The sequence below is a fragment of the Exiguobacterium sp. SH3S1 genome (genome assembly GCF_004337105.1).
GTDB lineage: Bacteria > Bacillota > Bacilli > Exiguobacteriales > Exiguobacteriaceae > Exiguobacterium > Exiguobacterium aurantiacum_A.
Window position 1 is genome coordinate 25,921 of the sequence record NZ_SJUW01000002.1, and the last position, 14,310, is coordinate 40,230.

The 14,310-nt window shown below is 52.9% G+C and carries 13 protein-coding genes; 2 read left to right on the plus strand and 11 right to left on the minus strand.

The window, feature by feature from the left end:
* Positions 1 to 21: 21 nt before the first annotated feature.
* The 6 genes from EVJ26_RS02915 to hrcA form a co-directional block, all read right to left on the minus strand.
* Positions 22 to 768 (minus strand): 16S rRNA (uracil(1498)-N(3))-methyltransferase, encoded by a 747-nt coding sequence (locus EVJ26_RS02915; protein ID WP_131469710.1) that lies wholly within the window; start codon positions 766 to 768, stop codon positions 22 to 24.
* Positions 769 to 771: 3 nt separating this feature from the next.
* A complete protein-coding gene (gene prmA, locus EVJ26_RS02920) occupies positions 772 to 1,710 on the minus strand; it encodes a 50S ribosomal protein L11 methyltransferase (RefSeq protein WP_070326982.1) in 939 nt (312 codons plus the stop codon).
* A gap of 18 nt (positions 1,711 to 1,728) precedes the next feature.
* Positions 1,729 to 2,835, minus strand: a complete 1,107-nt coding sequence (dnaJ, locus tag EVJ26_RS02925) for a molecular chaperone DnaJ (RefSeq protein WP_131439963.1) — start codon at positions 2,833 to 2,835, stop codon at positions 1,729 to 1,731.
* Positions 2,836 to 2,944: 109 nt separating this feature from the next.
* Positions 2,945 to 4,768, minus strand: a complete 1,824-nt coding sequence (gene dnaK / locus EVJ26_RS02930; RefSeq protein ID WP_071397788.1) for a molecular chaperone DnaK — start codon at positions 4,766 to 4,768, stop codon at positions 2,945 to 2,947.
* Positions 4,769 to 4,797: 29 nt separating this feature from the next.
* A complete protein-coding gene (grpE, locus tag EVJ26_RS02935) occupies positions 4,798 to 5,373 on the minus strand; it encodes a nucleotide exchange factor GrpE (protein WP_131463808.1) in 576 nt (191 codons plus the stop codon).
* 17 nt (positions 5,374 to 5,390) lie between these two features.
* Positions 5,391 to 6,413 (minus strand): heat-inducible transcriptional repressor HrcA, encoded by a 1,023-nt coding sequence (gene hrcA, locus EVJ26_RS02940; RefSeq protein ID WP_131457984.1) that lies wholly within the window; start codon positions 6,411 to 6,413, stop codon positions 5,391 to 5,393.
* A gap of 192 nt (positions 6,414 to 6,605) precedes the next feature.
* On the opposite strand from hrcA, the gene EVJ26_RS02945 reads away from it, so the two are divergent.
* Positions 6,606 to 7,211, plus strand: a complete 606-nt coding sequence (locus EVJ26_RS02945) for a DUF1054 domain-containing protein (RefSeq protein WP_131469711.1) — start codon at positions 6,606 to 6,608, stop codon at positions 7,209 to 7,211.
* Between the two features lie 37 nt (positions 7,212 to 7,248).
* On the opposite strand, the gene hemW is transcribed toward EVJ26_RS02945, so the two are convergent.
* The 5 genes from hemW to lepA form a co-directional block, all read right to left on the minus strand.
* On the minus strand, positions 7,249 to 8,403 hold the full coding sequence (gene hemW, locus EVJ26_RS02950) for a radical SAM family heme chaperone HemW (RefSeq protein ID WP_131469712.1): 1,155 nt from the start codon (positions 8,401 to 8,403) through the stop codon (positions 7,249 to 7,251).
* 66 nt (positions 8,404 to 8,469) lie between these two features.
* Positions 8,470 to 9,654 (minus strand): DUF1015 domain-containing protein, encoded by a 1,185-nt coding sequence (locus EVJ26_RS02955; protein ID WP_131469713.1) that lies wholly within the window; start codon positions 9,652 to 9,654, stop codon positions 8,470 to 8,472.
* A gap of 12 nt (positions 9,655 to 9,666) precedes the next feature.
* The gene (locus tag EVJ26_RS02960; protein ID WP_070326974.1) at positions 9,667 to 10,830 is read right to left on the minus strand and encodes a phosphoglycerate dehydrogenase; all 1,164 of its coding nucleotides are present in this window, start codon (positions 10,828 to 10,830) and stop codon (positions 9,667 to 9,669) included.
* Complete coding sequence (serC, locus tag EVJ26_RS02965; RefSeq protein ID WP_131469715.1) at positions 10,808 to 11,884, minus strand: 3-phosphoserine/phosphohydroxythreonine transaminase; 1,077 nt, start codon at positions 11,882 to 11,884, stop codon at positions 10,808 to 10,810. The genes EVJ26_RS02960 and serC overlap by 23 nt, the downstream gene beginning before the upstream one ends.
* Positions 11,885 to 11,991: 107 nt before the next feature.
* On the minus strand, positions 11,992 to 13,815 hold the full coding sequence (lepA, locus tag EVJ26_RS02970) for a translation elongation factor 4 (protein WP_070326972.1): 1,824 nt from the start codon (positions 13,813 to 13,815) through the stop codon (positions 11,992 to 11,994).
* Between the two features lie 219 nt (positions 13,816 to 14,034).
* Between lepA and rpsT the strand changes: the two genes are divergently transcribed.
* Positions 14,035 to 14,295: a 30S ribosomal protein S20 gene (gene rpsT, locus EVJ26_RS02975; protein ID WP_034778152.1), complete on the plus strand. Its 261-nt coding sequence runs from the start codon at positions 14,035 to 14,037 to the stop codon at positions 14,293 to 14,295.
* Positions 14,296 to 14,310 lie beyond the last annotated feature (15 nt).

The following is a 14,310-nucleotide window of genomic DNA, read 5'->3' on the forward strand; positions in this document are numbered from 1 at the left end:
CTGCGGGAGCTGATTTCGTGTTCAATTCAATTCAAGCGCATACGACAACGCCGCTAACGCGTAGAGCGGCGCCGTCTCGGTGCGCAAAATCCGGGGGCCGAACGCACACGGGCGCGCGCCTTGATTCGTCCAGGCGTCAATCTCCTGATCGTCAAATCCGCCTTCAGGACCGACGATCAGCAGGAGACGCTGTCCGCGTTCAAGCGCTTTGAAGACAGCCGCGAGTGCCGCTTGTTCCCCTTGCTTCGCCGACTCTTCATAAGCGATGACGACCGCATCGTAATTAGAAAAGTCGTCTATCAGGTCACGCGACGAGACGTACGCGCACGTCGGGACGACGGCCCGGTACGATTGTTCGGCCGCTTCTTGCATGATCTTCTGCAAGCGGTCGACTTTCTTCGGGGCTTTTTTAGCGTCCCATTTCGCGACCGATCGTTTCGACTCGAACAACTTCAAATGATGCAACCCGAGCTCGGTCGCTTTTTGAGCGACGAGCTCGACTTTATCACCTTTCGGCAGTGCGTAGGCGAGCGTCACATCAACGGGCAGTTCAGTCGTCGCCTGCCGCGCTTCGAGTACTTTTGCCGTCCCCGATTTTTTTTCGAGCGCAATCACCTCACAGACGTACTCGACACATGTACCGTCTAACAACACCATCTGATAACCCGGTCCCGCCCGCAACACCGTCCCGATATGATGGACGACGTCTTGCGGCAATGCGACCGTGTCTGTTTTAAACGCATCACGTTGTAAGAAATAGCGTTGCATGGCTTACCCCTTCTTCGCGATGATGGCGACCCAGTCTTCCATGACTCGCGTCTCTTCGATCGAGAATCCAGCCGCCTTGAGCGCTGCCGTCACTTCATCTCGTTTTTGGCCGATGATGCCCGACGTGATGAAATAGCCGCCTGGTTTGACGCGCACGTAAGCATCGTCAACGAACAGCATGATGACGTCAGCTAAAATGTTGGCGACGATCAAGTCATACTCACCGCTCATCCCTTTCAACAAATCACCCGTCTTGACGTCGACGACGTCCAGAACGCCGTTCGTCTCGACGTTTTGGCGGGCCGATTCGACCGCGACCGCATCCAAATCGAGCGCCTCGACTCGTTCCGCGCCAAGCTTCGCCGCCGCGATGGCAAGTACGCCTGAGCCCGTCCCGACATCGATCAAGCGGTCACCCGGTTGGATATAGTTCTCGATCGCTTGAATGCACAGCATCGTCGTCGGGTGCGTCCCGGTCCCGAACGCCATACCCGGGTCGAGCAAGATCACGTTCTCTTCCGGTTGTGGCACGTATTCTTCCCACAGCGGCACGATCGTGAGATGTTGCGAGATCTTGACCGGTTTATAGTACTGCTTCCACGAGTGGGCCCAGTCCTCCTCATCCATCTCGAGCGCCGTCACGGTACCAGCGCCGACTTCAAAGATATTGCGCAGCCGTTCAATTTCTTTTTTCAGTGTCGAGAGCGTGTCCGGTAGGTCGCCTGAGACAGGAACGTACGCTTTCACGTGGACACCCGACGTTGGATAAGTATCGCGGCCGGATTCGTCCCAAATCTCTCCGAAATGATCTTCTGCCATCATCCGGTCGTAGTCTTCGACGTCCTCGATGACGACACCTTGTGCCCCCACTTCATGTAGTAAATTTGATACGGCTTCGACTGCCTGCTGTGTCGTGTGGACACAAATTTCAGACCATTTCATCGCTTGTACACGCTCCTTTTACTGGCTAAAAAACTTTTTCATCTTTTGGAAGAGGCCGTGCTGTTCTTCCACGCCCGCTTCTCCGCTGATCTCTTCAAACTCGCGGAGCAATTCTTTTTGACGATCTGTCATGTTCGTCGGTGTCATGATGACGATATTGACGTACTGGTCGCCGTTGCCGCCGCCGCGAACGCTCGGCATCCCTTTTCCACGCAAACGGAATTTCGATCCGGTCTGTGTTCCGGCTGGCACTTTCAAGCTGACCTTGCCGTGCACGGTCGGAACTTCGAGTTCGGCGCCGAGTGCTGCTTGCGCGAACGTGACCGGCATCTCCATCGAGATGTGCTGGTCGACACGCTCGAAGATTTCGTGCGCCCGAACGCGGACGACGATGTAAAGATCGCCGGCCGGGCCACCGTTAGCGCCAGGACCACCTTTGCCGGACATGCGGATCTGTTGGCCGTTATCGATACCGGCAGGAATTTTGACTTCGACTTGCTGTGTCTTCTTGACGTGACCAGAGCCATGGCACGTCGTACATTTCTCTTTGATCGTCTTGCCTGTTCCATGACATTGGCTACACGTCCGCTGATTGACCATGCGACCGAGCACCGTGTTCTGTTCGACCGTTTCGACACCGCTACCGCCACAACGGCCGCACGTCTCTGGTTTCGTCCCCGGCTTGGCACCGCTACCCATACACGTGTCACATTCGACTTCGATCTCAAGGTCGATCGTTTCCGTCTTACCGGTCACGCTCTCCATGAAGTCGAGGTCGACGACGTATTGATAATCTTCTCCGCGTCGCGGTGCGTTCGGGTCTTGACGACGTCCGCCGCCGCCGAAGAACATGTCGAAGATGTCGCCGAATCCGCCTTGGAAGTCACCGCCGCCTCCGAACTGGCTCGCTCCTTCAAATCCGAAGCGGTCATATTGAGCCCGTTTCTGCTCGTCTGACAGCACTTCATACGCCTCACCGAGCTCTTTAAATTTATCGGCCGCATCCGGCTCTTGGTTGATGTCTGGATGATATTCCCGTGCCAATTTGCGATAGGCCCGTTTGATGTCTTGCGCCGAGGCCGATTTGTCTAGGCCAAGCACTTCATAATAATCTCGTTTCGCCACGTTACTCTCTCCTCTTTACTGTTTCAAGTTCGATTTTACCGATTCTACCTTAACATGGAAAGAGCCAAAGCAGAAACCTGCTTTGGCGCCATCCAATCTATCGGTTGCCTTATTTACGATCGTCGAGATCTTCAAACTCCGCGTCGACGACGTTATCGTCTTTCGCTTCTGTTTGTGTCTCAGCGCCTTCAGCACCTTGCTGTTCAGCCATGTTCGCATATACTTTTTGCGTCAATTCTTGTACGACTTCAGATAGCTCATCTTTCGCCGTACGGATTGCTTCGAGGTCTGTACCTTCAAGTGCTGATTTTGCTTTTTCTTTCGCTGCTTCGGCTTTGTCTTTATCTGTTGCGTCGACTTTATCTCCAAGGTCTTTGATCGCCTTGTCCGTCGCGAAGACGAGTTGGTCCGTTTCGTTACGGAGCTCTGCTTCTTCTTTACGCTGTTTGTCTGCTTCCGCGTTCGCTTCCGCTTCTTTCACCATGCGCTCGATTTCAGCCTCGTCGATACCTGAAGACGATTGGATCGTGATCGACTGCTCTTTGTTCGTACCGAGGTCTTTCGCCGATACGTGAACGATTCCGTTCGCATCGATGTCGAACTTGACTTCGACTTGTGGGACACCGCGTGGTGCCGGCGGGATGTCCGTCAATTGGAAACGACCGAGCGTCTTGTTGTCAGGCGCCATCGGGCGTTCCCCTTGCAAGACGTGGATGTCAACGGCTGGCTGGTTGTCTGCTGCTGTCGAGAAGACTTGTGATTTCGATGTCGGAATCGTCGTGTTGCGATCGATCAACTTCGTCATCACGCCACCCATCGTCTCGATACCGAGCGAAAGCGGAGTCACGTCGAGAAGGACGACGTCTTTCACGTCACCGGCAAGGACACCGCCTTGGATCGCTGCACCGAGGGCAACGACTTCGTCCGGGTTAACGCCTTTGAACGGCTCTTTCTTCGTGAAATCGTGAATCGCTTTTTGGACCGCAGGGATACGTGTCGAACCACCGACGAGAATGATCTTGTCGAGATCAGACGGCGTGAGGCCTGAGTCTTTCAACGCGCGGCGAGTCGGTTCCATCGTGCGCTCGACGAGGTCTGCTGTCAATTCATCGAATTTCGCACGTGTGAGTGTTGTTTCAAGGTGAAGCGGGCCAGCTGCTCCTGCTGTGATAAACGGGAGGCTGATGTGCGCGCTTGTCACGCCTGAAAGGTCTTTCTTCGCTTTCTCGGCCGCATCTTTCAAGCGTTGGAGCGCCATCTTGTCTTGCGCGAGGTCGATACCGTTCTCTTTTTTGAATTCAGACACGAGGTAATCGATGACTTTTTGGTCAAAGTCGTCTCCACCGAGTCGGTTGTCCCCTGCTGTCGCGACAACTTCAAACACGCCGTCTCCGAGCTCGAGAATCGAGACGTCGAACGTACCGCCACCGAGGTCATAGATCAAGATCGTGTGATCTTCACCTTTGTCGAGGCCGTAAGCGAGCGCCGCTGCTGTCGGCTCGTTGATGATCCGTTTGACATCGAGACCGGCAATTTTCCCGGCGTCTTTCGTCGCTTGACGCTCAGCGTCGTTAAAGTAGGCAGGAACTGTGATGACCGCTTCAGTTACGGACTCACCAAGGTAGTCTTCTGCATCTTTTTTAAGTTTTTGCAAAATGATGGCCGAAATTTCTTGTGGCGTGAATTTCTTACCGTCGACTTCGACCGTATGTGACGTTCCCATATGACGCTTGATCGATTGGATCGTGTTCGGGTTCGTGATCGCTTGACGCTTCGCGACTTCACCGACTTGACGCTCTTCCCCTTTGAATGCGACGACAGACGGTGTCGTACGGTTCCCTTCTGCGTTTGAGATGACGACCGCTTCGCCACCTTCCATAACTGCTACACAAGAGTTCGTTGTTCCTAAGTCAATTCCGATAATTTTAGCCATTGTCTATTCCTCCATCTAGTTAAGTAATTTTATTCCGAAACTTTTACCATGCTTGGACGAATGACGCGTCCGTGCAACGTGTACCCTTTTTGAAGCTCCATCGTTACAATCCCAGACTCGAACTCATCACTCGGTTCTTGCATGACCGCTTGATGATAATTCGGGTCGAACGGCTGACCGACTGCTTCGATCACTTCAACGTTCTCGGCGTTTAACACGTCGAGCAATTGACGGTGGATCATGTCGACACCCGCTTGAATCTGTTTAGCGTCATCCGATGACGCTTCGACTTGAAGCGCACGCTCAAAGTTATCGATGAGCGGAATCAGTTTCTCGATGACGGCTTGCGAAGCGAACTTGACGCGTTTCGCGTTCTCTTCGTTCGTTCGGCGACGGAAGTTGTCAAAATCAGCACGAATCCGAAGCTCGCTCGCTTTGAGCGCTTCGATTTCTTGTTGCAAATCTGGTCCCTCAGAACTTTCTTCCACTATTTCAGCATTTGAAACCTCGTCAGCGTCCGCAGTCTCTGACTGCAACGCGTCGAAATCTTTCTCTTCGAGCACTTCTTCTTCTTGGTCTGGCCCGTTTTGATTTTCAGTAGTCATATTGAGGCTCCTTTCGTTCACTCTTCTAGTTTCGTTCGCCTTAACGCTTCAATGATTTGTCCCATCATCCGCACCCCGTGCCGATAATCCATCCGGGTCGGACCGATCATCGCGATCGTCCCGAACGTCTTGCCGTCGAGCGTATAGTCCGAGGTGATGACGCTACAATTTTGAAGCGCAAGGATCCCATTCTCGCTCCCAATGCTCACATAAATCTCGCGATTTGGCAACGATTCGAGCCAGTCGGTCAACCGTTCTTGCTCGTCGATCCACTCTAGGAACGGACGTAACGTATCGAGCGTTTGAAACTCGGGTTGGTTGAAGATGTTTTTCTTCCCACCAAGATACAGCGAGGTCGGATGATGTACCCCGACGGTCGCTTGAATGAGTTGCATCATCGACTCATATTGTTGTTGATGAGCGAGGCGAAGGTTTGACACTTCTTCTCCGATACGGAACTTCAGTTGACCGAGCGGAGTTCCTTTTAGACGATCGTTTAAAAATCGGATTGTTTGTTCGACCAGATCCGGCGCCATCGGCGATTCGAACACGACCGTTCGATGTTCGACGTGCCCTTGATCCGTTACGATCAAGACGACACCGCGCCGTTCATCGAGCGGCATCAAATCGATCCGTGCCAGCCGGTTCATCTGACTGCTCGGGCCGAGCGCTACCGTCGTATAATTGGTCAAATCAGAGAGTAGGTCAGCGGCTTGACGAATGAGGACTTCTGACTCTTGGGCGGACGCTCGCAAGCGTTCCCCGAGCCGATATGTTTCCCGCTCGTCGATGAGTTTCGTCTCGACAAGGTGATCGACGTAATAACGATACCCGACTTCAGACGGGATTCGTCCTGCTGAAGTGTGCGGTTTTTCGATCAAGCCCATGTCTTCTAAATCCGCCATGTCGTTTCGAATCGTCGCCGAACTGAACGACAAGTCATCCCGTTTCGAAAGCGTCCGTGAACCGACGGGCTGGGCTGTCTGAATGTAATCATCAATGATTGCTCGTAAAATGAGCAATTGTCTCTCTGTCAGCACAACATCACTCCTCTCTGAAGGATTGGCCTCACTTTTATTAGCACTCATATTTACTGAGTGCTAATCACACTTCAAATATTATCATGTTCTCCTTATTTGTCAATTCAAATGCATCATTTTTTCCATCGATTGAAAGTCATTCGAAATGCATCTTCCGCGCACTTTCGGTATGATACGAATTGAGGTGATCATATGTTTACAACTAAACAATTTAACGTGTTTACGCAAGACGGGCTCGACGCCCGCATGTCAGGTATTCGCGCGGACATTCAACCGCTGTTCCATCGCATCTATGACGAGGTCGGTCCGCAGCTTGAAGCCGACGTCGGCATCCCGCTCTATCTCCACGTCGCCAAGCACGCCCGCCGGACGGTCAATCCGCCGAAAGATACGTGGATGGCGATCTGTCACGATAAACGTGGCTATAAGAAACATCCGCATTTCCAAGTCGGTCTGTTCGACGACCGTGTCTTCGTCTGGCTTGCCTTCATCTATGAGATGCCGAACAAAGAAGCAATCGGCAAACGACTCATGACAATCGACTTTAAACATAAATTTCCCGACTTCCATCTTGCCGGCGATCATATGAAAAAAGAGGCGTTCTTGATCGAAGAGACGTCCTCTGCGTCAATCGATGCTATCGTCGAGCGCTTCGCGACCGTCAAAAAAGCCGACTTCTTGATCGGTCGTCAACTTTCGGCCGATGCCTCGATCCTCCAAAACGAAGCGGCGTTCCTCGCCCTTGTCGAGGACACGTTCGGACGGCTCATGCCGATCTACCGCGAGCTCGTTCTCTAACTAAAACAGGCGAATCCGACATCGGATTCGCCTGTTTTTACGTTGTCACATCATTTAATCGTGCCTCACCGATGAATGCCGCGAACGCCTCGTTGGCGAGCGGGAGTCCCGACTCGGTCAACCGGACGTGCGTGTCCGTCGTTTCAATCAACTGTTTCGCTTTCAGTTCGGACAAGACGTGCCCGAACACCGACTCCATCGAGACACCGTACTTCGTTTCGAACGTCTCAAACGACACACCGCTGCGCATCCGGAGTCCGAGAAACAACTCTTCTTCCATCCGCTCGAACGTCTCGAGTGTCGTCGTACTTCGAACCGGTAAACCTTCCGCCTTGATATAGTGCGGGATCGGCGCGACGTTCGCCCGGCGCTCGCCGTTCAAGTAACTGTGAGCCCCGGCTCCGAAGCCGTAATACTCCTCGTTCCGCCAATACACTTGGTTGTGACGGCTCTCCCGTCCCTCGACACTGTAGTTCGAGATCTCGTACTGCTTGAGCCCACGGCGTTCGAGCGTCTCCATGACTTTCAAGTACATGGCGACTTCGATGTCCTCACCCGGCAGACGAAGCTTGCCTTTGCGGTCTTGGATCGCGAAGACGGTGTGCGGTTCGAGGATCAAGGAATAGGACGAGACGTGTTGGATCGGCAGTTTGAACGCCAAGTCGAGGTCCCGTTCGATCTGTTCGAGCGTCTGCTCCGGTAGTCCGAACATGAGGTCGATCGAGATGTTGTCGAACCGTTTCGCCGCCTCCGTCACCGTCGCGAACACGTCATCCGCCCGATGCGTCCGCCCGATCCGTTCAAGCCCGCCGTCGTCGAACGTCTGGACGCCGAAACTGACGCGGTTGACACCGCCTCGTTTCATCGTATCGAGCTTTTCGGCGCTCACAAAGTTCGGATTCGCCTCGACCGAGTATTCTATATTCTTTGTAGCGAGCGGGAGCAAGTGCCGCTCGACCATGCCCATGAGACGTTTCATCTGCACCTCATCGAGCGCGGTCGGCGTTCCTCCGCCGATAAAGATCGTCTCGATCTCATCTGTCGGATATTGTTCAAGCGATAGGACGATCTCTCGTTCTAACGCATCTAAATAGTCATCAACTGGTTGGTTCTTTAAGAACACCTTGTTGAAATCGCAGTAATAACAAATATGTTCACAAAATGGAATGTGAAGATATACGGCTTTAGCCATGGCGGCCACCCCTTTCTTCTCCTTCCATTTATAACGCTTTTTACGTCTTCACGCCACTGTCTGCATTCAATCGAAACGATGGATGAACAATCCGCTCTTCAGTTTCGGATCGAACCAGGTCGATTTCGGTGGCATCTGTCCGGATTCATCGGCGACCTGCATCAACTCTCCCATCGCCGTGGCGTGACATGTCAACACGACGACATCCGGTCGTTCGGCCAACCGTTCTAGTTGTTCGACGGCGTCTGAGCCGCCGACGAAGTCAATCCGTTTATCGGTCCGGACATCGTCCACCCGGAAGTACGGTTCGAGAATATCCCGTTGTAGCGTGGCGACGTCGAGAGCCGCGGTCGACTGTCGTTTCGTCAACTCATACTGTTTGCCGCGGTAAGACAATCCGAACGAACCGCGCGCTTGCGGAACGACGAGGCCGTCAGTCGACACCACTTCGTACGAGAACGAAATCCCGTCCAATAAAGCCGCGACTTCTTCAGGCGTAACATCGGTCAACAGGCGATGGTACGGCAAGATCGTCAACTCGTCGCTCGGGAAGAGCACACCTAAAAAGTGATCGCGCTCTAGTTTCGATTCACCTTCAGGCAGTTCTCGCGCCGCGACGACAGCCGCCGCTTTGGCCCGATGATGTCCGTCGGCGATATAGATGGACGGGATCGTCGCCCCGATCATAATGACACGCGCCTGGTCTTTCGACGGCACCGCATAGCCTTCGTGCAAGACACCTTGATTGTCCGTGAAGGAAAATAGAGGTCGTTCGTTCGTGGCGGCTTCAAGGATACGCCGTAACGCCTCGTCCGGCTCATGGCTCAGTAAAATCGGTCCGGTGTGCGCTTTCGTCGCCGCCACATGTTCGACGCGTTCCCGCTCTTTCACTTCTCGTGTATGTTCATGGATCTTGATTCGGCCCGCCTCATAATCCGCGACCGAAAACGTCGCTACGAGACCGGTTTGACGCCGCCCTTGATTCGTCAGCCGATACACGTAAAAGCCGTTTGCCTGTTCCGTCAGTTCAGTCGCGTACAACCGTTCCAACTCGGCCCTCGCACGTCGTCCCCACGCTTCGAGCGACAGGTCAGCGGCAAACAGTTCCGGCTTATCGACCGAGAGAAATGAGTTCGGACGTCGCTCGACGTCTCCTCGTGCCTGTTCGACGTTCACGACGTCGTACGGGTCAGCCGCCACAGCTTCAGGATAGGTCGGCATATACGGTTTAAACGGTTTAAATATGACCATATTGATCCCTCCTTAAAATTCACGGACGCGCATGACGCCCTCGATGTCGTACAAAGCATGCACGGACAGTTCTTCTTGTTTATGGTTATCGATGTCGATCATCGTATAGGCCACATCGTTCCGGCTACGATTCACCATGTTATCGATGTTGATCCCGTTCTCGGCGAGCCGGCTCGCAATTTGACCGACCATGTTCGGGACGTTCAAGTGCAGCACCGCCAAGCGTCGCTTGCCGACATAAGGAAGTTCAGTGTCCGGGAAGTTAGCGGAATTCCGGATGTTTCCGGTCTCTAAATACAGTTTCAGCGTATCGACGGCTTGAATCGCGCAATTCACTTCGGATTCTCGTGTCGAAGCCCCAAGATGCGGAAAAGCGACGACTTGAGGATGGCCGAGTAACGCCTGTTGCGGGAAGTCTGTAATGTACGTCGCCACTTTATCTTGTAACGCCTCGATCAAATCAGCGTCGTTCACGAGCTCGCCACGGGCGAAGTTCAATAACGTCACTCCTGGCTTCATCCGTTTGAACCAACTAGCGTCGATCAAGTTGCGTGTGTCGTCCGTCAGCGGCATATGAATCGAGAGCAAATCGACGTCTCTAAGCAAGTCGTCCAAGTGCTTGGCTCGTTTTACTTGCTTCGATACGTTCCACGCCCCATCGACCGATAAATGCGGGTCGTACCCGACGACGTCGACACCGAGCTGGAGCAGGTCGTTCGCGAGCGACGCCCCGATCGCACCGAGGCCGACGATGCCGACCTTCTTCCCTCGTAATTCAGAGCCGACGAAACGGCGCTTCTCGTCTTCCATCGCTCGCTCAAGTAACGCTTGGCTTGGGAACGTTTGCTCGTTGACCCAACGCGCGCCTTCAAGGATCGGCCGGACCGATAAAAGCATGCTCGCGAGTACGAGTTCTTTGACCGCGTTCGCGTTTGCCCCTGGTGTATGGAACACGACGACCCCTTGACGCGCCAAGCGCTCAAGCGGGATGTTGTTCACCCCAGCCCCGGCCCGGGCGATCGCGAGCAAGTACGGGGGAATCTCGGCGTCGTGTACGTCATGGCTCCGAATGACCCAGGCATCGGCCTGCTCCACTGCGTTGACGGCGTATTCTCTCGGCTCAAAACGCTCTAGCCCGGCTGATGCGATTTGATTATATGTTTTGATGTGGAACATCGTATCCCTCCTGTTCAAATGCTTGCATCACTTCGACTAGACGTACGACCCCTTCGAGCGGCATCGCATTGTAAAGACTGGCCCGCAGCCCTCCGACCGAGCGGTGGCCACCAAGTTCGATCAATCCACGTTCCTCGGCAAACTGTTGAAACGCTTGATCCGTCTCGTCCCGTCCCGTCGTGAACGGAATATTCGTCAATGAACGGATATCTCCTGTGACGAGCGACCGGAACAACGTTGAGCCGTCTAAATAAGCATACAATCGCGCGCTCTTCTCACGGTTGCGCCGTTCCATCTCGGCGACGCCACCCGTCCGTTCAACCCAGGCGAGAACCCGTTCGGCGACATACATGCTAAACGTCGCCGGTGTGTTCAAAACGGTGTCGGTGTGACGGGCGTAGTTCAAATAACTTGGCAAATCACGGTCGACAATCAAGTCGCGACGAATGATGACGACGCTTAACCCGGCCGGTCCGATATTTTTTTGGGCGCCTGCGTACAGCAGACCATAGCGGCTCACGTCGATCGATTCTGCCAAAATATTGGAGGACACGTCCGCGACGAGCGGGATGCCTGTATCCGGAAGCATCGTATAACGTGTCCCTTCGATTGTATTGTTCAGCGTCAAATGGAGATAATCGGCGGTCTCGCCATCCCCTTTATAGTCAGGCAGTTCCCGATAATTCGAACTCGCCGAACTGCCGACGACTGAGACGTCCCCATAGTGGCGGGCATCAGCGATCGCTTTTTTCGACCACGTGCCACTGTCGAGATAAGCGAAACGCCCTGTCGTACGCAAGTTCATCGGAATCATCGAGAACTGGAGCGTCGCCCCGCCTTGCAGCCAAAGGACGGCGTAATCGTCTGAGATGTCCATCAACCTCCGCAGCCTCGCTTCGAGCGCCTCGGTAATCGCAATGAAGCGCTCCGAACGGTGGCTCATCTCGACGATTGAGACACCCGTTTTTTGATAAGACAGAAACTCGTCTTGCACTTCTTGTAGTACCGATTTTGGCAAAACGCTCGGCCCTGCCGAAAAATTATAGACGGTCACCGCTACTCCTCCTCTATTTTTCTGTAAGTGGGTACTATTCCGTACCGGACGTCACGAATCCTGCCAAATGAAAAAAATCGCCCTTATCAACGGATAAGGGCGACTACTCATTCTTCGTCCATCGATAAGACGGACATGAACGCTTCTTGCGGCACTTCGACGGATCCAACCATCTTCATGCGCTTTTTACCTTCTTTTTGTTTCTCGAGAAGTTTACGTTTCCGCGAGATGTCGCCGCCGTAACATTTGGCAAGGACGTTTTTACGCAACGCCTTGATCGTCGACCGGGCGACAATTTTCGTACTGACCGCTGCTTGGATCGGCACTTCGAACTGCATCCGTGGGATGAGCGCCTTTAACTTTTCAACGATGACTTTCCCACGTTCGTAGGCAAAGTCGCGGTGAACGATAAAGCTGAGCGCATCGACGAGCTCGTTGTTGAGGAGAATATCCATCTTGACGAGGCGTGACGGACGATACCCGATCAAATCATAGTCAAGTGAGGCATAGCCTTTCGTACTTGATTTCAATTGATCAAAGAAGTCGTAGACGATTTCACTGAGCGGAATATCGTACGTGATTTTAACACGGGTCGTATCAATATATTCCATATCAATAAAACTGCCGCGTTTCTTCTGACAAAGTTCCATGATCGAGCCGACGTAATCGTTCGGTGTCATGATCGCCGCTTTGACGTATGGCTCTTCGATCAATTCAACTTTTTGTTGCTCAGGCATCTTCGACGGGTTATCGACGTGGATGACGTCTCCTGACGTCGTCGTGACGTGATAGATAACCGACGGTGCCGTCGTGATCAAGTCGATTCCAAACTCGCGCTCGATCCGCTCTTGAATGATTTCCATATGAAGCATACCGAGGAATCCGCTACGGAAACCAAATCCGAGCGCTTGTGACGTCTCGGGCTCGAACTCGAGTGCCGCATCAGACAACTGGAGCCGCTCAAGCGCTTCACGCAAATCATTATACTTGGCCGCATCAATCGGATAAAGACCGCAGTATACCATCGGGTTCATCTTACGGTAACCAGGAAGTTGCTCGGTCGATGGGTTTTTAGCGAGCGTAATCGTATCACCGACACGAACGTCGCCAACCGTTTTAATCGATGCCGAGAGCGTACCAACGTCTCCGACATTCAACTCTTTCACAGATAACGGTTTAGGTGTCGAGACACCGAGATCCGTCACTTCGAACGATTTACCGGTCGACATCATTTGGACTTTATCCCCGACTTTGACCGAACCGTTGACGACTCGTATCGAGGCGACGACGCCACGATACGCATCGTAGTACGAGTCGAAGATCAAAGCCTGAAGCGGTGCTGACGGATCTCCCGTCGGCGGCGGCACAAGCTCTACGATCTGTTCAAGAATTTCTTCAATCCCGATTCCTGCCTTGGCAGAAGCTGGCACCGCATCACTGGCGTCCAGTCCGATCACGTCCTCAATCTCTTGACGGACGCGTTCGACGTCAGCCGACGGTAAGTCGATCTTGTTGATGACCGGGATGATCTCGAGGTCGTTGTCGAGTGCGAGGTAGACGTTTGCGAGCGTCTGCGCCTCGATCCCTTGGGCGGCATCAACGACGAGGACCGCACCTTCACACGCCGCGAGTGAGCGCGAGACTTCATACGTGAAGTCGACGTGTCCAGGCGTGTCGATCAAATGAAGGATGTACTCAACTCCATCTTTTGCGGTATAGTTCAATTTAACAGCGTTCAATTTGATTGTGATGCCACGTTCCCGTTCGAGATCCATCGCGTCAAGCGTCTGTTCTTTCATTTCACGCGCCGTAAGCGCACCAGTTCTCTCGAGAATCCGATCAGCTAGCGTCGACTTACCATGATCGATGTGGGCGATGATGGAAAAGTTGCGAATCTTCTTCTGACGGTTCTCTAATTCTTGTTTATTCATATATGGGTTCACCTATCCTTCTCATGCATACCGTGTCATTATATCAAAATCCTAAGTTAATGTGTACGACCTACTACAACAATACCACATATAGTTTTCAGAATAATCATCAAGTGGTTGCTTTTCGAATAACCGTTTGCTACAATTGTGCTTGTTCTGTTGAATGATTACTTGAAGTAATGAGAACATACACTTTCTTGTTTCAGGAGGTGAAATAACATGGCAAATATCAAATCAGCAATCAAACGTGCAAAAACTTCTGAAAAACGTCGCGTCGCTAACTCGCAAGAGAAAGCAGCAATGCGTACAGCAGTAAAACGTGTCGATACTCTCGTCGTCGAAGGAAACAAAGAAGCAGCTCAAGAAGCTTTCGTCCTCGCTACGAAGAAAATCGACAAAGCTGCAGCAAAAGGTCTCATCCACCAAAACAAAGCAGGTCGTGACAAATCACGTCTCGCAGCTCGTATCGCAGCTCTCTAATTAGAGAACAAACGA

What these genes read in the sequence shown, in the direction of transcription:
- EVJ26_RS02915 (WP_131469710.1), bottom strand. Translation starts at nt 768, where the DNA reads ATGCAACGCTATTTCTTACAACGTGATGCGTTTAAAACAGACACGGTC.
- EVJ26_RS02960 (WP_070326974.1), bottom strand. Translation starts at nt 10,830, where the DNA reads ATGTTCCACATCAAAACATATAATCAAATCGCATCAGCCGGGCTAGAG.
- dnaK (WP_071397788.1), bottom strand. Translation starts at nt 4,768, where the DNA reads ATGGCTAAAATTATCGGAATTGACTTAGGAACAACGAACTCTTGTGTA.
- prmA (WP_070326982.1), bottom strand. Translation starts at nt 1,710, where the DNA reads ATGAAATGGTCTGAAATTTGTGTCCACACGACACAGCAGGCAGTCGAA.
- hemW (WP_131469712.1), bottom strand. Translation starts at nt 8,403, where the DNA reads ATGGCTAAAGCCGTATATCTTCACATTCCATTTTGTGAACATATTTGT.
- grpE (WP_131463808.1), bottom strand. Translation starts at nt 5,373, where the DNA reads ATGACTACTGAAAATCAAAACGGGCCAGACCAAGAAGAAGAAGTGCTC.
- lepA (WP_070326972.1), bottom strand. Translation starts at nt 13,815, where the DNA reads ATGAATAAACAAGAATTAGAGAACCGTCAGAAGAAGATTCGCAACTTT.
- EVJ26_RS02955 (WP_131469713.1), bottom strand. Translation starts at nt 9,654, where the DNA reads ATGGTCATATTTAAACCGTTTAAACCGTATATGCCGACCTATCCTGAA.
- rpsT (WP_034778152.1), top strand. Translation starts at nt 14,035, where the DNA reads ATGGCAAATATCAAATCAGCAATCAAACGTGCAAAAACTTCTGAAAAA.
- EVJ26_RS02945 (WP_131469711.1), top strand. Translation starts at nt 6,606, where the DNA reads ATGTTTACAACTAAACAATTTAACGTGTTTACGCAAGACGGGCTCGAC.